This window comes from Chlorobiota bacterium (genome assembly GCA_016710285.1).
Lineage (GTDB): Bacteria > Bacteroidota > Ignavibacteria > OLB7 > OLB7 > OLB7.
Map to the genome: position 1 here is coordinate 2,708,343 of JADJXR010000001.1, position 17,551 is coordinate 2,725,893.

Genomic DNA, 17,551 nt, shown 5'->3' on the forward strand with positions numbered 1-17,551 from the left:
GGTGAGGCTGATACCGCCGCGCCCCCTGCTCCGCCGCAAGCGGCGAAGCGTCCCCCCAATGCTGGGGGGAAATGGGTTATGGTGAATGCGCAGGCTAAAGACCTGCGACTACCATCATTGGGTATGCCAGCCCCTCCCCCAGAATTAGGGGAGGCGGGGAGGGGGCTACTGCGGTGGCGGGTTGGTAGGCTTCACCGTTGCCGGTATCACACCCACCCACATCCAAAAAAAAATCACCGGAAACCCACTCTTCCTGAACTGATAATCGTTCCCGCCGTTTTCGATAATCGCTTCCGATATCTTGAATGCAAGAACAACAAACAACGCCACCACAACGAACAGAGAATCCAAGAGAGAGAAGGGGAATCATGCAATCCGTTTCAATCATTCGACCAACAATGCCGCGAGGCCATCACGAACTTCGACAATGCCCCAAATGTGGCTCCTTCGGGAGCGAAGGGGACGCGTACTGCGCCTGCTGCGGGACGCAACTGAAACCCACCTGCGGCAGCTGCGGCACGCCGGTGGAGCAGGCGGTGGCCTTCTACTGCACCCACTGCGGAACGCGCCTGGCCGAAGCAAGGAACGGGATGGAGGAACGGAGAAGCATGGCCAATAATATCCGAAACCATCATGGGCGATAACCGCCCAACATCACACAAAACCACAACCACTACACAACCAACAACAGAAAGGAAAACAGCAATGAACAACCAACTGAGCAACCTGGTCAAAATCGCAATCATCGCCGTGGCAATGGTGGCCGCAACCGCAATCCCGGCACTGGCCCAGCGGGGCGGGTCCATTGAGACGCAGACCCCGATTAAAATCTTCAAGGTGACGGAAGTTGAGGTTGCGCCCTACCTCGGGTCCAGCAACAACGGGGACTGCCCCCAGAGCGTAAGCTACTCAGCAATGATTACCGTTGATGGCCCCTGCACCGTGAAGTTCGCTTGGATCACCGACAAGAACCCGAACCCACCGGCATCCAGCTACACCTCCATTAAGTTCGACAAAGCGGGGTCGAAGCCATACTACTACTACTTCAGCGCAACCAACGACCACCCAACGATGTCGGGCTGGGTTGGCGTGAAAATCATTGCCCCGAACCAGATGGAGTCGAACCACGTGAACTACTCCCTAAGCTGCAAGCCAACGAACACCGTAAAGGTGAATCCGAACATCAAAATCAAGCCATAACCGGCAGTCGAACAACAATGCTTTCTCCGAATCAATGCCTCTGCTAACTCTTCGCCAATCGAATGCGTTAAGCACCACACAACGGAGAGAGGAGAGAGAGAGCATAGTCCTTAGAGAGAGCAACCGCTAAGCCTGCATCACCAAGCAGGCACCAAGAAACACCCGGCGGCGATGACCTCAACATCGTTCGCCGGGGATTCGGGACCCAAAAGCACCACGCAGAGAGAGAGCCGAAAGAGAGAGTTCGGAAAAAGAGAGAGAACCCAGAGAGAGAACCCAGAGAGAGCATCAGGTTCCCGATCCCCAAACAGCAAGGCTGCCCCCGAACGGTATTCCCCCCGGGCAACGCAAGCCGAAACCACACAGCCATCACACAAGAAAGCAAAGGAGAGAATTGACCATGCGTCACAGCATCGCACGTACTATCAAAAGCGCCATGAGCGGGACCGCACTAATGGCGCTTTCTATTATTGGTTGCAGCGACACCAGCAATCCGTTGGCAAGCCAAAGCCCAGCCGCTCCATTTGCGAAATATGCCAACCAGTACAGCTACCAATCCAAGAGCAATCCAACCCGCACCGAGGTGTACGATGGGGCGAAGTTGATTGCCACCTTCACCAACGGCAGCCACACCGTCACCCTTGCCGGGCCAAGCCGCACCTTCACGGAAACGAACATCGTTCAAGGGACCACCTACACCGCAACCATCACCCACACAACGTGGGTTCGGACCCTTCCGGCAACGTTCAACGGAACGGTGGATACGGCGTGGCTGAACGATGCAATCGCCGCCAACACCAACGGAACCAGCGACGTGCTGGCCATTGCGATGGAGTATGTTGATGGCCGCAGCAATCTATCAAGGAAGTCAAAAAATTGCTGGCGATGCCGACTACGGCCCGCTGCAGAACGACGGCACGCGCCAAGAAGGTTCCGATTTCAACGACTACTTAGGCCTTGATTGGGCCTATGGTTCCACCAACGATCCCGCCGAAAGTGGCCAGATCAATTCCCTTGATTGCTCCGGCTTCATGCGGATGGTGTGGGGATACCGCCACCACGGAACCGGCGCGGCCAACGTTGCCGACACCATCCCGATGTCCTTGGACCCAACGGCCTCGTTCACAACGCTTCCGCGCAAGTCGTTCCAGATTTGTGATTCGGCGGTGGGGACAATGATTATCGCCAACAGCGGGGGCATGGTGACGAACTACGCACCGTTGAACGTTGGGGACCTTGTCTTCTTCGATGCCGACACCTCCGCCACCGACGGCTCACAAATTGACCATGTGGGGATGTACATGGGGGTTGATAACGGTGGCAAACGCCGGTTCATCAGTAGCCGCAAATCAATCAACGGGCCAACAATGGGGGATTACAAAGGGTCCTCGCTGCTGGACAAGTTTGTGAAGAAAAGCGGGACCAATATCTATGAACCGGTCCTGTACACCAAAGCCTTCCGCGCCGCACGCCGGTTGTAAGGGCACGGGAAAAAGGGCTGCAAAGCCATGTTCAAACCAGCAAGGCCAGTGGAACGCTTCCACCGGCCTTGTTGGTTTTGCAAGGAAGCCAATGCCGGGGCAGAAACTTGCATGAATATGCTTGCTGAATCGCTGTTTTCAGTAGATTGCCCAGCACACGCACACACCGATGGAGCAAACTCCATCAAGCACACATCAACAACCGTTTATTTGGAGGACTTCCCATGATGAAACCCAACTTCCTGAATCGCCTTGCGCTTGCCACGTTGCTTGCCGTTGCGATTGCTGCTTGCGGCGGCAAGGACAAAGCCGACGCTGGCAAAACAGAACCGAAAAAAGAGGCCACCGCTGAAAAAGCAAAAGGGCATGAGTATACTTCCCAGATGGAGAAGTTTAGCGTGGCGTTCCCGGCGGACCTTAGCGCGCCGCAACGCTCCGAGCAACCGGTGGCAACCGAGGTCGGAAACATCAACATGGTGCAAGTGGTCTCAAGCTCTTCCGACGGCAACACCGCGGCGATGGTGATGTATGGCGCATATCCCGATGCCGCATTCGAGGCCAAAACCACCGCCAAGATGCTTGATGATATTCGCGATGGAGCAATGAAAAGCGGGGAAGCAAAGCTGGATAAGCAAGAGGATTACGACTTCAACGGGAAGCCAGCGCGCCGTTGCTTTTTTAACGTAAACATGGGCGGCCAGCAAGGCTATGCACGGTTCGATTTCATCCTTTCCAAGCCAGCGCTGTACCAGGTTGCCTACATCAGCACCAGCAAAGCCAACGTGGAAAGTGCTGCAACGCAGGACTACTTCAACTCCTTCAAGATCACGCAGTAAATCCCAGCAACACTGCAAGCAAAACCAAGCAGCAGGGGAATCGCACACAACGCGCTTCCCCTGCTCTGTTTAGAGGAATCTTCTTAGCGATGATAAGAATGGTGGGAGTTCGGGAAAGGCTGTTGTTGGCTAAGGTTCATTTCCCCACTCCCCGCCCCCTGTTCCCCGCCCCCCTCAGTATCCACACCAGAGGACAATGCACAGCGAAAATTAATAGGATGCGGAAGCGAGCGGATGCGGCCGCCGTAGGTAGGGATGTCATCCTTGGGTGGAGCTTTCAGGAATCGTACTCTGCCATCGAAGGTAAGAGCGATTGAGGGTTTGCCACTGCCGTCAACATCACCGACGCGGCAGAGGGTAGCTTTCCAGGGACTATTGCTTGTTTGGAGCATGATATCAATAAGGGAATCGAGGGTGTTGCCGGTAGTGTAGAAGAGGATGAAGGGTTTGCTGAAGGCGACGATTTCACTGGTTCCGTCTTCATTAAGATCACCGAGATCGAAGAGTTCGTTATCCCAATCGAACCATCCTTCATGGAGCGCGTTGGGGCTAAGGATTTGCGCCCAGGGGCGAAGTGGGAATCGGTGGTTAGCGCGGTCGGCACTGTCGTTGCCGTTGCCGTAGAGTTCCGTGAGCCGTTGCCCTGGTGCGCCGGCAAAGATGCGAATGCGTCCTTGCTCGAAATCGCCACCGCGAACGATGAGATCGGGGACGTTGTCACCGGTCACGTCTTGGAAGAGTGCGTAGTGTGTTCCACTATTCGATAAATCAATAGTCTCAACGGCTGTTGTGTCTTGCAAACCTTGTTCGCCACCATACTGTATCCGAATGCTCTTCTGTTGCTGGATGGATACCAAATCTATTCTGCCATCACAATCTTGATCCATTGTCTGTTCATAGGCCGGTGTCGTCCACCAGAGCATATCTGCTGCAGTAGATTGGCCAGCTTTTCCCCAACGTTTTCCTTGCTGGCCAAAGTACACTAAATGAACAGGCTGACGGACAACTTTGCCGTTAGTGAATCCATAACCACCACAGGTGGAGATCAAAAGGTCTTTATGATTGTCGTTGTTGATGTCAATGAATAATGCTCTACAGATGCCAAGCCACGTATCAGAATAACAGGTTAAGTGTGAGGTGTCTTGTTCGGTGTAGCGATGGGTGGAGTTCCCCCAGAAAATCACAAGGGATGCAATGGAGTATTGCCCATTGGCGTTGTAGGCAGAATCGTTGAGTTTTTCAATTCTGAGGGCAAGATCAACAAAGGAATCATCGTCGAAATCGGCAGCACAAAGGAATCGGGTGAGGGTTCCAAGTTCTGAGCTTCCAAGGCGTTGTCCGCTGGCAGGGATTGGCAAGCGACCTTTATCACCGAAGTAGAGCAATAACTCGTTGGCTCGTTCAGCCTTCGATGGTCCAAAGAGGGTGTCACAGCGAGAGCGTTCAAGGATAAAATCGGCGATCGCGTCCCCGTTCACATCCCCCACGGGAATGATACCTCTGCCGAATTCTTCACCTCGGTATGGCTTGCATGGAAGTCCTGTTCCGGTCATGTATCCCCATTCTTGGAGCCAGGCAACGGAGGGGTGTCTTGGGTCAATCCAAGTGTTGGGCTGTGATAGGGTAGTGTCATGGGCAAGGAGAGCTGCTGCTGTGGTAATCAGCAGGAGGAGTGTAGTTTTTGTGTTGGTTTTCATGGTTTCTATCTCCTACGCGTACGTCTAATTTCCCGTTTCCTGCTCCTCAGTTTCCCGTCCTCTATTCTGCTAACACAGGCAATCGGTGTTTTGTTAGCATATCTGCCTTGCGCCTTCGCTTGTTAAAAAAATGCCCTCACCTCCGCTTGCCCCAGGTGGAGTACCCGATTCGATGGCGGCTGCGCCCGGCCGGTGTAGGTGACGGAAAGTTGGATGTTGCCGCTGATTCGATACTCAAACGTTGCCCGCCCCACCCACGTTGTCCCGATCACGTAGCCATCGGTGAGTTGGTAGGGGAGCGAGTAGATGTCGCCTGCGGAGATGTTCTGGCCGGTTGCCACTGTCCGCTCAAGCTCGGCACGCAGCCGCCCGCTGGTTTCGATGGAGTAGATGCAGCGCAGTTCGTTGGTGCTAACCGTGGTGCTGCGGGGCGTTGCCGGAAGCCGGTCTTCGTTGGTGGCAACCTTCAGCCGCCAGCCAACTTCAAGGTTGTTGGTGGGGCGGTAGCTTAGGTCGCTGGCGGCGCTAAGTGTGGTGGCATCGAACGCCCGCGTGGAGGCGGTTTCGGTGGTCCGCAGGAAGCTGCGGTTGCCGGCAAGGTCCAGCTGCAACCCAACGTCGAACGTTGGCTGCCAGCGCGCACGCAACGAACGCTCGGTGCTTCCGCTCCGCTCCGTTGCGTTGAACAGCTTGGTCATCCCTTCCCGCTGGGACCAACGGAGCCGGAAGGAGTAATCGGCGTTGTTCTCGAACAGATTGATGTCCTGCTGGATCGTCCCGTTCCCCATCGCCGTCGTCGAGTCGTTTTGGAATGTGCTGAGCCGCAGCAGGTAGATGTCGCTCTCCTTCTCGGTCTGGCTTTTTTCCTCCAGCCGTAGCACCGTTTCGGCGGTGAGCGGCGCAAGCCAGCTTCCAATCCCTTCCTTTGGATCCAACAACGATTTTGAAGCAAGTCGCAGCCGCAACGAGGTCCGCAGGTCAATCACCGGGAACAACTGCTCGGTCTGCAAGGTGCGGCGGGCATACTCGCCATCGCTGGCGTTGGTCAGCCGGAACTCGTTCTCCGTCTGGACCCCGTTGCTGTCCAGATCAATCCAGACGTACTCACCCTGCCCAAACGGAACGCGGATGTACAGATATTGCAGCCGCGCAGCCTGCTCGGTCTGGACTTCGTACAACGCCTCCAAATCAACCCCGCGATTGAACCCGCTCCACCGCGTTTGCGAACGCCCCAACACCGTGACGCTGTTCAGCCGGGTTGGAACGCCGGGGATATCCTTGTAGCTGCGCGTCCGGTAGGTGAAGTCGGCACTGGAGTTCAGGTTCTTCACCCCGCGAAGCTCCCCGCGAAGGGACCACGTGGCGGCGGTTCCGTCGGCACGCAGCTGGTGCTGGCGGGTTGCGGTGTCAATCCGTGCGGAATCCTCGTTGCGGAATCGGACCGATGCCATTCCGCTCATAAACGGAAGCTCCACCCGAAGCTCCGGCCCGAACTCAAAAAACCGGAACGATGCTGGAAGCAAGGAATCCCCCACGGCCTTGTTGCGGTCGTCGCGGTTCTCGGCCAAGAAACGGAAGCCTGGGGTAAAGCGGCCAACGGCGTAGCTGATTCCGCCGCGCTGCCGCAGCCAGTTGCTAACGGTGTTGCCGCCGCCAACGGTGTCGCGGGTTCCAATCAGTTCGGCGGTGTAATCGGCCCCGGGGAGCGTGGTGTCGCCGCGAAGCTGCGCGCTGTATTGCTGGCGAAGCGAGGTGAACAGCCCGCCACGGCTTAGCCATCCCGCGCTTCCGCCAAGCTCCAACTGGCGCAGCGGCTGCCAATGGAGCGCGCCCTCGGCCACGAAGTCATCGGTTCCCCCTTCGCCAAGCCGTGCGCCTGTGTTCCATTGGTTTCCGAACTCCACCTCACCCAACCGTTCCACCGCTCGGAATTCGTTTTGCAAATAGCGCGCGCTGGCGTTGGCGCGGATGCTTCCAACCGATAGTCCGCCAACCCGAATGGAGTCGCGCAGAAGGGAAAGGAACCCTTTGAACGCCGCCCCCCGCCGTTCGGCGCTGGCAAGGTTGCTGAAGCGATTGACCGAGCCATCGCTAAGGGCAAGCTCCCCCGCAATGGTTATCCCGGCGGCGGGGCGGGCGCTGGCGTTCACCCCAACCACTTGCCGCAGTTCCGGCAGCGGAAGGAAGACCACAGGCATATATCGCCCGGCGTTTTTCCCAACAAAGCGGTACTCGCCAAACGCCACGCTTTGGTAATCCCCCACGCCGCTTGCCGGAATGGAAAACGAGACGTTGAAGACCGCGCGCGGATCGGTGGGGGCGTAGATGAAAATGGAGTCGGGCACGCCGGCGATGGTGGTGTCAATCCGGTAGTAGCTTCCGAACGTGGTGTCGCTGCGGCCAACAAGCCGAACGCCGCTGCGGATTGCCAGCAGCGGGTCGCCGCCAGCGTTGGCAAGCAACTGGCGGTCGGCATCGTCAAGCAGAAGATCAATGGGGGCATCCTGGTTATCGGCCTCGCGAAGAAATCCAACGCCCAGGGTCAGTGCGGAATTGAAGAGCGGAACGGTGTGATTCAGCGCAAGGAACGAGCGGGAGTAGCGGCGGTCGGCAAGCTCGAAATCCACAGTGATGCGGCTTTGCGACGTGATTGGGCGGCGGGTTTGGAAGAAGACCTCTCCGGTGCTGTAATCAATCACGTAATCGTTGCTTTCGCCGCGGACCATCTCCACTCCATCCACAAACACCCGCTCGGTTCCGGCCACCACCACAATGTTCTGCTCGCCGTTTGTTCCGGTTAGGCGGTATGGTCCCTGGTCCCGTTCGCGCCCCTGCAACGTCTGGGTCAGGAACCGCCCTGGCGCGACCGCCGCCACCACCTCACTTGTTCCAAACTGGCCGGCACGGATGTTCCCTTTCACCCCTTGCAGCTTCCGGGAGTAGGCCAGATACTCACTTCCGTTGCTGGTGGCCACGAACTTGCCAAGCGTTGCGCCAGCAATCGGGGAGCGGACCTCGATGAAGATGTTATCAACCTCGCGCAAGGTTTGGGTGTTCCCCTCCGGCTGGATCGGCGTTTGCTCATCGGTGACGGCTCCGGTGACGATCACGCTGTCGGCAATCGGTCCGCTGAACTGAAGCCGCAGCCCGCTTTGCACGGTAAGGTCACGGTTGGACCCCACGGTAAGCCCACGAATCACGGAGCCGGAGCGTTGGAAGTTTTTCCCGAAGATATCGGAGCCGGTCAAGCTGCCGGATCCGCTGCTTGGCTCGGCAACGTCGCGGCGGACGGCGGCGGAATCGGTTCGCGCCACCAATCGCTGCAACGCGTACTCTGGCGGGATTCCCAGCGGCAGATAGCGGTAGCTGGCAACAACGGCGCGGCGGGCTGCGGTGTCGGCGGCCAGCAACTGGCGGATTGCCGAAGAAAGAACGATGGTGCCGGACCGTTCCTCGATGGTGAAATCGCGCGGGGTTTCCAGCGTGGTGGAATCAAGCCGAAGGGTGACGGAGCCGGAGATGACAAAGGGGAAACGAAGCTGAAGGGTGGAGTCGCCTTGTTGTTGCGGAAGCCGGAGCGTATCAACGCGCCGCGCCCCCTGCCCAACGGCGGCAAGAAGCGGCATCAGCAACGCAAGGGCGGCAAGCAGAAGAAGGCGGAACATCAGGCAAGAATATGCCCGCGCAAGATACGGGAGGGCAAGGCAAAAGAAAGGGGAGAGGAAGAAAGATGGTAATCAATCCATGCAGCTGATGCTTCGGTCAGCCAAGCTATCGGTTCAACGTGGCAAATGGGTGGGGGGCTTTTGGCGATCGTTGGAAAGGGGCAATGCATTGATTACAACAGCCGCTGAAGCTCGGTTGCAAGATCATTCCGTACGTTGATGATCGTGAAATTCATATTCTGGTTTTCGGCTAACCGATAATAGATCTTCAAGCATCGTTTATCGGCGGTGGCAAATCCGTCAATGGCTTGTTCCGATTGGGCTTGGGCAAACAATTTGGCATCATTCGGAATCACAACTCTTTCCACGCCTTCCAGATTGCTCCGTTGCTCGAATAGTAATCGCGCCATTGGTCCTGCCTGTTGGGCATGGTTGATATTAAACGGTAGGATGCGCAGATTGTGCAGCGGGAGTTCGCCTATTGTTCCTTTTACACAATACTCCGCTATTGAAATTGTTGAGCACCAAAGTATGGTTCCTTCGGTAAGAAACGTTCGGAAGTATTCTTTGACCTGAGGATGAAGTGGATCATCATCCTTCAACAGGCGGATAAAAAAACTGGTATCCAGCAATATGTTTTTATACTTCATAATTACCACGCAATTGTTGAAGCCATGTATCAGGGTCCTCTACGCCTTCCCAACTTTTCGTCCCTTTTTCGATAAGGGATTGCAGATATTGTTCGTCGAACGCCGGGTGATAGTCAATAATCTCGATAAGCAGAAGCGTCGTTTTGTCAATTTCCCTTGTTGCAAGGTTCTGCATGCCGGTGGCGCGAACCCCATATTGTTTATACAGCGGATTCAATTCAAGCTCGGAAAGCATAGATTTGTTTGTGGCAATTTTCAGCAGCCCATATTCTTGGGTGTCAAGATGGATATTGGCTTTCCCCTTTCCCCCTGCATCCACAATGGTTCCATAAAAATAAAATTCAGCATTTGCCCATAATTCTTTGGAGCGGATCAATGCTGTTGTTGGGTTAATAACAACGGTTGCTGATTGGTTTGCCGAGCTATTAATCCGGTATTCCACATTCTTTTTTTGCGCGCTTATCTGGAAAATTTCGAATGCCTTTGCTGTGGTGGCTTCTAAATCATCCAGGGAGTTGCTCTGCTGCACTTGTGCAAGAATAGCAGCAAAGGTTAGCGCGCTTTGGAACGTTGTTTTGAAGCGATGCCGTACCGACCCCTCCAAAACAGAATAACTCATTGTTGGGCGTTGGTTTTTAAGCGAGCCAAACACCAAGCCTTCAACCGTATGAAGAACCTCTATCAGGTCCTTAATATCATACGTGTCGGGTGTTAATGGAAACTGGCCTTGCTTCCCATCAACAATAATCTCTATGTATCCTTCTTGTGGCATAGTCGGTTGCAAGTTACAAAACAGCCCAAAGGAACAATGGCATCGCCCGGGCGCATTGTCCACACCAAATGGACGAATCCAATTTGGCGATTTTTGGCAGACGACGCTGCGTTTGCCGTAAGCGTTGCAAGGCCTTTTTTATAATTCTTTCGTTCCCTCGTGTGCTCACTTTTCGCCAATCCTGTAATTTCCCCCATGCCTCAATTTTCTAAACTACTTGGTGTTGCGCTTGGATCGGTGGCGGTGCTTGGGGTTGGTGGCGCGTTGTTCGTCACCAAAACCGAGCGCGGGTTCCGGCTGCTGCTGGATTGGATGTACGAACGGAAGTTCGCCGATGTCCCGATGATCTCCCCCGATTCCCTTGCTGCGGCCATTGCAAGCGGCAAGCCGCCGCTGCTGCTGGATACCCGAACCCCCGAGGAGTTCGCCGTTAGCCACCTGAAAGGGGCGCGCCGCGTGGACCCCGCCACCCTTGCCGACCTGCAGGAAATTGACCTTGCCGGAACCGACCCCGACCAACCAATCGTGGCCTACTGCTCGGTTGGATATCGCAGCGGAATCGTTGCCCGCCAACTCCAAGAATTAGGATTCACGAACGTGCGGAATTTGTACGGCGGGATTTTCCTGTGGCACAACCAGGGCCGCCAGGTTTGGGCCGGCAATCAAGTGGTGGGGGAAGTTCACCCGTACGATTGGGTTTGGGGACAGTTCTTGCGGTAGTGGGGGGGGCGTTGGGCGGCGATTCCGCGCCACCCAACGCGAACCTCATGCGGGATTGGCTGCCCGCAGCAGGGGCAGGCAGCCATCCATTTCCATGCCAGCGATCCGCACGCGGGGCAACGCACAAACCGGTAATCGCCCAGCAGAATGTGGGGGGCGATTGGTGCCGCGTGGTAGGTAATCATCGTGGTTCGGTGGCTTGTTCCTCTGTTGCCGGCTCCGGGTCGAATGCCTTCAGCAAATCATCAAACGCCTGCGCCGCCTTCGTGACGGTTTTGACCCCAGCCTTCACCACTTTCGTCCCTTTCGCTACCTGCTCCATTGTTCTGTTTACCGTGGAATTCACCGTAGAATTCACGGTGGCCACCGGGTCCGCTGGCGTTGCCGCGCTTTCGGTTTGGGGGGCTGCGGTTTCTTCCGTTGTTCCAAGTCCTGGGTCTTGCTCGGCTGTTGTGGCCTGCTCTTCGGCTCCATCGCTGGCCTCGGTTCCCTGGCTAACGGTGGGCGGTTCTTCGGCTTGCGAAGTCTGCGCGGGTTGCTCCATCGCTGGCGTTTCGGTGGCGGGTGCGGTTCCCCCGCTGCATTGCGCGGCGGATTGCTGGGTTGCCGCAGCAAGAAGCAACGCCAAGCTAGAAAGAAGCAGAAGTGTTGAACGCGGTCTCATCGGTATCTCTCCGTTTTGTTGATGGGAATATCCACGCATGGCGGCGGCACTGATAGGCCAAATCTGCCATGCCACGCCCGGGTTCCCGAGCGTGGAATCAAGGTAGCGGAGGGTGGTTAAAAAAAGGGGGGCGGGCGGTTACAGGTGGCGGAAGGTTCAAAAATCTGACACGATTGCGGGCTTATTTCTCCCCAAGAATCGTGAACTCCACGCGGCGGTTTTGGCTGCGCCCTTCCTCGGTGTCGTTCGTGGCAATTGGGCGGCTGCGCCCGTAGCCATGCGCGCCAATCTGGTTGCGGGGGAATCCTTGCTGGACCAAATACTCCATCACGGCTGTTGCGCGGTTCTGCGAAAGGCGGAGGTTCGATTGATCGCTGCCGATGTTGTCGGTGTGGCCCGCAATCTGGATAACCATGCGCGGGTTGTCGCGCAGCAACGTGGCAATCCGCTGAAGCTCGGGGAACGACTCGGGGCGAAGCGTGTCGCTGCCAAAATCGAAGAAGATGTTGTTCAGCCGAATCGTCTGGCCAACCTGGATTGGGGCCAGCAGAAGGTCGCGGGTGAGTTCCCGATACTCCGTCACGGTGCGCGCATCCAAATTGTCGCTGGTGGCAATGAACCCGCCAGCTTCGGCGCGGAAGCCGTAGGCCGCTTCGGCGGGAAGGACGATGGCGTAAGCCCCGGTGGCCGGATCCGAATCGGCGTATCCCTCCACCTTCCCGTCGGCCAACCGCTCGTAGCGGATCCGCGCGCCGATTGGCTCCTTTGTCTGGCTGTTTAGCACTTTCCCTTTCACCAACACCACCGGCTTTGGGCGCACAGGTTTGGGGAGCGGAACGCGGTAGATATCCTCCCGATTGCTCTCGTTATGCGTGCTGACGAAGTACGCAAAATCGCCGGAGGCGGGGATGGTGTAGTAGGCATCGAAGCCGGAGGTATTGATTGCCGGGCCAAGATTTTCCGGGGTGGTCCATCGGGTCCAGGTGCTGTCCAATCGGCGCGCAACGAAGATGTCGTTATCCCCGCTTCCGCCACGCCCGTCGGTGGAGAAGTAAAGGGTTACGCCATCGGCAGCAAGGAAGGGGCTTACCTCGCTCCCCTTGCTGTTCAGTTCGCGGCCAAGATTCAGCGGGCGGCTCCACGATCCATCCTTCTGCCAGAAGCTGACATAGATATCCTTGTCGCCGTAGGAGTCGTCGCGTTGCAGGCACAGCAGAAGCGTGCGGCCATCGTTGGCAAGGGAGTATTCGGCAAACCTTGCGGTGTTGTAGAAATCGTGGATGTTCAGCGCGCGGGGTTTTCCCCACCCTTCGGCTGTGCGCCGGGCAATGGATACGCCAGCGGACACCTCACCATTTGCGGAGTATCTCCCGCCAAGCAGCAACGTCTGTCCGTCGGGCGTTACCGAGCAGACGTAGTTGTCGCCGATGCTGTTCAGCGGCGCGCCAACGTTGCGGGCTTGGTTCCAGCGTCCGTTGCTTCCCAACGTTGCGTGCCAAATGTCGAAGCCGCTTCCGCCGATATTTTCCGGCGCATCTTTCCGAACAAACCACAGGCCTTTCCCGTCGGGGGCAATCACCGGAACAAGCTCGGAACGGGGGCTGTTGATCTCCACCGGAAGGCGTTCGGGGGATTGGGCCGCAAGCGGGGGAACCGCCGCGCCAAAAACGGCCACCAGCAGCATGGTTGCGAAGAACATCGGGGCAGCCTTGCGGCGTGCGTGAAGCGTCATCTATCCGTGGAGAGTTGTTGTGTGTGTGGAAAAAAATCTGCTCAATCATCCTCCCCCTGCTTCGGCCCTTTGGGGTTGAATGGGATTGGAGGCGTGGAAGGGGCTGCCACGGTGTCGGCCTTGGGCGGTTCTTCTGGCTGCGGGACCGATGGAGTGTAGGTGTAATGCCACGGCTCGTAAGGATTCTGGAGCGGGCCGTAGAAATGGCTGCTGGCAAGGGCAACGGCCGCTTTCAGTTTTGCGGTCCATCCCGAAGAATCCCACGCCTGCTCGATGGTTGCCGCCGTGGCCCCGGCAATCAGCCGCCGGCGGCGATAGATGCGGAAATCGAACGCCCGCAACTGCCCGTGCTGCGATAACCCAGGCACCGCCACCGTTGGCGCAACCGGCGTTTCCCACGCCACCAAAAACTCCCGAAACCGCTCGGCCTGGATGCTGCCGCCGCTGCCAAATGGGGATGTGGTGTCGGCCATCATCACCATGCAGCTGTCGAACAAGGAATCGGCCACCACCGCCACCGAACGGACGCTGTTCCAGTTGCGCAACTGCGCCTCAAGGCTCCGAATCTCCATCGGGGCTTTAAGGCTGTATCCGGGGTAGAGTGAGTCAAAAACGGTGCGCACCCGGGTGACTTCGGCGATTGCATGGCCGTATTCCTCGGTCTTCCGGTAGGCCCGCGCTTCTTCGGCGGTCCATGCCCAGGTGGAGTCAACTTCCGGCAGCCGGCCCAAGTAATATTTCAGTGCCAGCAGCCGGCGCGGCGTTACGCCGATTCGGCGCAGCGCGTTGTTGATTCGGGGATCGAGCGGCGCGGCAACGGAGTCAATGTACTCACGCAGCCGCCGCTCGGCTGGCGATACGGTTTTGGCCACAACGGTTTTTGCCGCAACCGAACGCCGCTGCCGTTTTCGCTTCCGTGCGCTTGCGTCGGCCGTGTGGAAATCGGCAGCAAGCAGCAGAAGGATCAACGGCAGCGCAAACCACCAACGGTGGCGAATGTTGCGGCGCGATTTCACCACGTGGCGGCAACCTCAAATCCAGCATCCTCGATAACCTCGACAAGCTGGTGGTGGGTGACTTTGGATTCATCGAACTCCACCATCGCTTTGCCAATCTCTACCTCGGCTTTCTCCACCGGCAATCGTGAAATGGCTTTCTGAACGCTGGCCACGCAGCCCTGGCAGCTCATGCCGCTGATTGATAAAATTTCCGTCATAGGTTTGGAAGTTGGTTGTTTGATTGTTTGAATGTTTTTGGGGAGCCAGTTAAGCCTTGCGTGGCCGGACCTCACCCTTTTCTCCAGACGATTCCATTGGGTTTTGCGCCAACGGCGATGGTGGTGCTCACCGATCGTGTGGCAACATCAATCACCGAAACCGTCCCTGCGTTTTGATTGCTGACGTATGCGGTTTTTCCATCGCCACTGAAGGCGATTCCGTGCGCGCCGGCCCCAACGGTGATCTCCCCAATCTTCTCATCGCGCTCGGTGCTGAAAATGGCCACTTTCCCGTTCTCCACGTCGGTGATCCAGAGTGTGGTGTCGGGGGCAACGGTTGCCATTGCGGGGGTGAATCCCAGGTTATAGGTCCGTATCGTTTGCAGCGTTGTGGCATCAATGGCGGTTACGGTTTTGCCGGTTTCGTTGTCAACGTACATCACCCCATTGCTTCCGGGCCACGCGCCAACTGGGCCGTCGCCAACGGCGATAGTTTTCACGATGGACTTGCCGACTACGTCAATGACCGTCACGTTGTCGGAAGCGTTGTTTGCCACAAAGGCGTATTGTCCGTTCGGGGTCATCGTCACCTCCAGCGGCATTTCCCCCACCGACACCGTGCTGCGGGTCCCAAGCAGCACCGGGTCCAGCACCAGCACCGTCCCGGCGGTTGCGGATTGCGCGGCCCAGACGGAGCTTCCCGTTGGGGTCATCACCGCGTTGTGGGCCGGGTGGTCCAGCTTCCGCGATTCACGAAGCGTTCCGGTGGTGGCATCCATCATCAGCAGGTACGCCGCCGCCCCGCCGCCGTGGCCGCTGTGCGAGTGGCCGCCGCTAAGGTCCTGGCCCAATATTGCAACCAACAGCGCGCTGCGGTCCGGCGTAAGCGAAATGTGGTGGGGATAGCTGATGTTCTTCAGCCGGATGGTCCCCGCCACCGTGTTCGTTTCGGTGTTGATGACGCTGATACTGCTATCCCCACCGTTCACCACGTACAACGCGTCGAACGCAATGGCGGGGATTGGAACGGTTTCGGGAAGCGGAGACTCGGTGTGGTCGTGGTCGTCGTCGTGATCCGTTGCGGAGGTCCCGCACCCGGCGGCCAGGAACCCCGCAAACAGCAGACTAACCAGAAGTATTGAACGCGTAGCCATCGTCAGTTTTTTTGTTGAAGGTTAGAGTGAGTGGCTGAGCAACAACAAGGCTTGCTCAGCCACGGTACAGGCGCTGCGGTGATGTTCACCGCAGGCCTAATTCAGATCTAATTTTTGTGGCCGATTGGGGCCAACGTCCACCCCGGTTGAGTTCTCTTTCACCTCGAAGTTTAGCATCATCCCGTGATCCTCATGCTCAAGATTGTGGCAGTGGACAAGGTAGATTCCTGGATAGCGATTGAAGCGAACAAGCACCCGAACCATCTGGTAGGGAAGCACAAGAACCGTATCCTTCCAACCGCGGTCGCGGGGGACAAGGTTGGCGTTTCCGGCGCGGTCCAGCACCTGGAACTGCACGCCGTGAACGTGCATCGGGTGGGGCGCAAGGCTGCTGTTGCGGAAGCTCCAAATCTCCAATTGATCCATCGGCACGGTTTCATCAATCCTCTCCATCTCGAACTCCTTATCGTTGATGAAATGGCCAACCTCCAAATTCCCAACGCTCCCTTCATGCCTGATGGAAAGGACGAAGTCACGCTCACGCACGGCATCTTGCTCGCGATAACGTTCGTAGGGGACCAACGTTTGCGGAATGGTGAACGGCTTGGATGCTTCCTTCACCACGTCGAACCGGATGATTGGAAGCTCGGCCCCTTGCGGCGGCGGGTACCCAGCACCCGCGCCGGTGTTCTCGCTGCGGAGCATCACCGAGGTGCCAATTTTATCGCCGGAAAAATCAACCAAAATCTCGAAGCGTTCGCCGGGGGAGATTGAGAGAAGGGTGACGCTGTACGGCTTATCCAGCAGCCCGCCATCGCTGGCGATGATGTGGAAGGGGCGGCCGTCGGTGAACGATAGGTAGAAAATCCGGGCGTTTGCGCCGTTCAAAATGCGGAAGCGGTACAACCCTTTGGCCACTTCAAGGTAGGGGTCGGGCGTTCCGTTCACGAAGACGGTGTCGCCAAGAAATCCCTGCAAGTGGTCGTCGTCGGTGACGACTTCATACGTGAACTGGCGCGAGGCAGTAATGCGGCGATCCTGCAACGCCAGCGGGATGTCGTGCTCGCCATCGGGAAGCCCAAGCTCCTTCTCGGCATCATCCTCCACAATGAACAACCCAGCCATTCCCCGGTAGGCTTGGATCGCTGTGCGGTGATGCGGGTGGGGGTGGTACCAGTAGGTCCCGGCGCGGTTCAGAATGGGGAAGGAGTAATCGTAGGTGCCTTCGGTCCCGACCACTTGCATCGGGTGGCCGTCCATCTCATGGGGAACGATCATCCCGTGCCAGTGGATGATGGTCGGTTCGGCCAGCATATTCACCAAGCGAGCGTTGAACGTGTCGCCCCGCTTCGCCCGAATTGTGGGGCCGGGCCAGCTTCCGCCAATGGTCCAAAGGTCAGTTTTGGCATCGGACCAGACGTTCTGTTTTGTTTGGGCGGCCACCAGCGGCTCGCCTTTCCATTCGGGCGGAAAACGCAGCGGATTTCCACCGCCAGCAAGCAGCGTGGAGTGGGGGGAAGCAAGCGGCTTCCCGGCACCAAGAAGCGGAACGCGGGCAGCGGTTGCGGCAACGCCAGAAAGCGCGATCGTGTGAAGAAAACGGCGACGGTTCATGGGAAGTTTGAAGGTTAAGTGTTGATTACCAAGTGCCTATCGGGCAAGACCTTGGATACCCCTTCCCTGCATCATCGCAGCGCCGTTATCAGGAAGGGAAAGTGGCTCCATTGTGTAGTATCGCTCCATCGGTTTGTTGTCGTTCCATTG

Annotated in this window: 18 protein-coding genes; 6 read left to right on the top strand and 12 right to left on the bottom strand. The window is 57.3% G+C overall.

All coding sequences use genetic code 11. The annotated features are described in order from the left end of the window. Nucleotides 1-165: 165 nt before the first annotated feature. On the bottom strand, nucleotides 166-351 hold the full coding sequence (locus IPM61_09825) for a hypothetical protein (protein ID MBK8911612.1): 186 nt from the start codon (nucleotides 349-351) through the stop codon (nucleotides 166-168). A 47-nt stretch (nucleotides 352-398) separates the two neighbouring features. On the opposite strand from IPM61_09825, the gene IPM61_09830 reads away from it, so the two are divergent. The 5 genes from IPM61_09830 (at nucleotide 399) to IPM61_09850 (ending at nucleotide 3,517) form a co-directional block, all read left to right on the top strand. Then, the gene (locus tag IPM61_09830) at nucleotides 399-644 is read left to right on the top strand and encodes a hypothetical protein (protein ID MBK8911613.1); all 246 of its coding nucleotides are present in this window, start codon (nucleotides 399-401) and stop codon (nucleotides 642-644) included. A gap of 61 nt (nucleotides 645-705) precedes the next feature. Further along, nucleotides 706-1,200 (top strand): hypothetical protein, encoded by a 495-nt coding sequence (locus tag IPM61_09835; protein ID MBK8911614.1) that lies wholly within the window; start codon nucleotides 706-708, stop codon nucleotides 1,198-1,200. Between the two features lie 400 nt (nucleotides 1,201-1,600). Then, nucleotides 1,601-2,161 (top strand): hypothetical protein, encoded by a 561-nt coding sequence (locus IPM61_09840; GenBank protein MBK8911615.1) that lies wholly within the window; start codon nucleotides 1,601-1,603, stop codon nucleotides 2,159-2,161. After that, nucleotides 2,043-2,681, top strand: a complete 639-nt coding sequence (locus tag IPM61_09845; GenBank protein ID MBK8911616.1) for a C40 family peptidase — start codon at nucleotides 2,043-2,045, stop codon at nucleotides 2,679-2,681. The genes IPM61_09840 and IPM61_09845 overlap by 119 nt, the downstream gene beginning before the upstream one ends. Before the next feature lie 224 nt (nucleotides 2,682-2,905). Next, complete coding sequence (locus tag IPM61_09850) at nucleotides 2,906-3,517, top strand: hypothetical protein (GenBank protein MBK8911617.1); 612 nt, start codon at nucleotides 2,906-2,908, stop codon at nucleotides 3,515-3,517. Nucleotides 3,518-3,600: 83 nt separating this feature from the next. On the opposite strand, the gene IPM61_09855 is transcribed toward IPM61_09850, so the two are convergent. The 4 genes from IPM61_09855 to IPM61_09870 form a co-directional block, all read right to left on the bottom strand. Next, the gene (locus IPM61_09855; protein MBK8911618.1) at nucleotides 3,601-5,214 is read right to left on the bottom strand and encodes a hypothetical protein; all 1,614 of its coding nucleotides are present in this window, start codon (nucleotides 5,212-5,214) and stop codon (nucleotides 3,601-3,603) included. Nucleotides 5,215-5,336: 122 nt separating this feature from the next. Then, nucleotides 5,337-8,879, bottom strand: coding sequence for a hypothetical protein (locus IPM61_09860; GenBank protein ID MBK8911619.1), 3,543 nt, complete (start codon nucleotides 8,877-8,879; stop codon nucleotides 5,337-5,339). Between the two features lie 173 nt (nucleotides 8,880-9,052). Further along, nucleotides 9,053-9,529 (bottom strand): hypothetical protein, encoded by a 477-nt coding sequence (locus IPM61_09865; GenBank protein MBK8911620.1) that lies wholly within the window; start codon nucleotides 9,527-9,529, stop codon nucleotides 9,053-9,055. Continuing rightward, entirely contained in the window at nucleotides 9,519-10,301 is a 783-nt protein-coding gene (locus IPM61_09870; GenBank protein MBK8911621.1) for a hypothetical protein, read from the bottom strand. The genes IPM61_09865 and IPM61_09870 overlap by 11 nt, the downstream gene beginning before the upstream one ends. 312 nt (nucleotides 10,302-10,613) lie before the next feature. On the opposite strand from IPM61_09870, the gene IPM61_09875 reads away from it, so the two are divergent. After that, nucleotides 10,614-11,021, top strand: coding sequence for a rhodanese-like domain-containing protein (locus IPM61_09875; GenBank protein MBK8911622.1), 408 nt, complete (start codon nucleotides 10,614-10,616; stop codon nucleotides 11,019-11,021). Here IPM61_09875 and IPM61_09880 read toward each other — a convergent pair. The 7 genes from IPM61_09880 to IPM61_09910 all read right to left on the bottom strand — a co-directional run bounded on the left by IPM61_09880 (nucleotide 10,982) and on the right by IPM61_09910 (nucleotide 17,401). Further along, on the bottom strand, nucleotides 10,982-11,206 hold the full coding sequence (locus IPM61_09880; protein ID MBK8911623.1) for a hypothetical protein: 225 nt from the start codon (nucleotides 11,204-11,206) through the stop codon (nucleotides 10,982-10,984). The genes IPM61_09875 and IPM61_09880 overlap by 40 nt on opposite strands. After that, nucleotides 11,203-11,685, bottom strand: a complete 483-nt coding sequence (locus tag IPM61_09885; protein MBK8911624.1) for a hypothetical protein — start codon at nucleotides 11,683-11,685, stop codon at nucleotides 11,203-11,205. Before IPM61_09885 ends, IPM61_09880 begins: the two co-directional genes overlap by 4 nt. 181 nt (nucleotides 11,686-11,866) lie before the next feature. Then, complete coding sequence (locus tag IPM61_09890) at nucleotides 11,867-13,417, bottom strand: OmpA family protein (GenBank protein ID MBK8911625.1); 1,551 nt, start codon at nucleotides 13,415-13,417, stop codon at nucleotides 11,867-11,869. A 41-nt stretch (nucleotides 13,418-13,458) separates the two neighbouring features. Continuing rightward, nucleotides 13,459-14,433, bottom strand: a complete 975-nt coding sequence (locus tag IPM61_09895) for a hypothetical protein (GenBank protein ID MBK8911626.1) — start codon at nucleotides 14,431-14,433, stop codon at nucleotides 13,459-13,461. Next, the gene (locus tag IPM61_09900; protein MBK8911627.1) at nucleotides 14,430-14,633 is read right to left on the bottom strand and encodes a heavy-metal-associated domain-containing protein; all 204 of its coding nucleotides are present in this window, start codon (nucleotides 14,631-14,633) and stop codon (nucleotides 14,430-14,432) included. Before IPM61_09900 ends, IPM61_09895 begins: the two co-directional genes overlap by 4 nt. 71 nt (nucleotides 14,634-14,704) lie before the next feature. Then, nucleotides 14,705-15,787: a YncE family protein gene (locus IPM61_09905; protein ID MBK8911628.1), complete on the bottom strand. Its 1,083-nt coding sequence runs from the start codon at nucleotides 15,785-15,787 to the stop codon at nucleotides 14,705-14,707. A 96-nt stretch (nucleotides 15,788-15,883) separates the two neighbouring features. After that, nucleotides 15,884-17,401: a multicopper oxidase domain-containing protein gene (locus IPM61_09910; GenBank protein MBK8911629.1), complete on the bottom strand. Its 1,518-nt coding sequence runs from the start codon at nucleotides 17,399-17,401 to the stop codon at nucleotides 15,884-15,886. Nucleotides 17,402-17,551 lie beyond the last annotated feature (150 nt).

Coding starts and splice junctions, on each gene's coding strand:
- IPM61_09830 (MBK8911613.1), top strand. CDS start 399: ATGCCGCGAGGCCATCACGAACTTCGACAATGCCCCAAATGTGGCTCC.
- IPM61_09835 (MBK8911614.1), top strand. CDS start 706: ATGAACAACCAACTGAGCAACCTGGTCAAAATCGCAATCATCGCCGTG.
- IPM61_09840 (MBK8911615.1), top strand. CDS start 1,601: ATGCGTCACAGCATCGCACGTACTATCAAAAGCGCCATGAGCGGGACC.
- IPM61_09845 (MBK8911616.1), top strand. CDS start 2,043: ATGGCCGCAGCAATCTATCAAGGAAGTCAAAAAATTGCTGGCGATGCC.
- IPM61_09850 (MBK8911617.1), top strand. CDS start 2,906: ATGATGAAACCCAACTTCCTGAATCGCCTTGCGCTTGCCACGTTGCTT.
- IPM61_09855 (MBK8911618.1), bottom strand. CDS start 5,214: ATGAAAACCAACACAAAAACTACACTCCTCCTGCTGATTACCACAGCA.
- IPM61_09860 (MBK8911619.1), bottom strand. CDS start 8,879: ATGTTCCGCCTTCTTCTGCTTGCCGCCCTTGCGTTGCTGATGCCGCTT.
- IPM61_09865 (MBK8911620.1), bottom strand. CDS start 9,529: ATGAAGTATAAAAACATATTGCTGGATACCAGTTTTTTTATCCGCCTG.
- IPM61_09870 (MBK8911621.1), bottom strand. CDS start 10,301: ATGCCACAAGAAGGATACATAGAGATTATTGTTGATGGGAAGCAAGGC.
- IPM61_09875 (MBK8911622.1), top strand. CDS start 10,614: ATGTACGAACGGAAGTTCGCCGATGTCCCGATGATCTCCCCCGATTCC.
- IPM61_09880 (MBK8911623.1), bottom strand. CDS start 11,206: ATGATTACCTACCACGCGGCACCAATCGCCCCCCACATTCTGCTGGGC.
- IPM61_09885 (MBK8911624.1), bottom strand. CDS start 11,685: ATGAGACCGCGTTCAACACTTCTGCTTCTTTCTAGCTTGGCGTTGCTT.
- IPM61_09890 (MBK8911625.1), bottom strand. CDS start 13,417: ATGACGCTTCACGCACGCCGCAAGGCTGCCCCGATGTTCTTCGCAACC.
- IPM61_09900 (MBK8911627.1), bottom strand. CDS start 14,633: ATGACGGAAATTTTATCAATCAGCGGCATGAGCTGCCAGGGCTGCGTG.
- IPM61_09905 (MBK8911628.1), bottom strand. CDS start 15,787: ATGGCTACGCGTTCAATACTTCTGGTTAGTCTGCTGTTTGCGGGGTTC.
- IPM61_09910 (MBK8911629.1), bottom strand. CDS start 17,401: ATGAACCGTCGCCGTTTTCTTCACACGATCGCGCTTTCTGGCGTTGCC.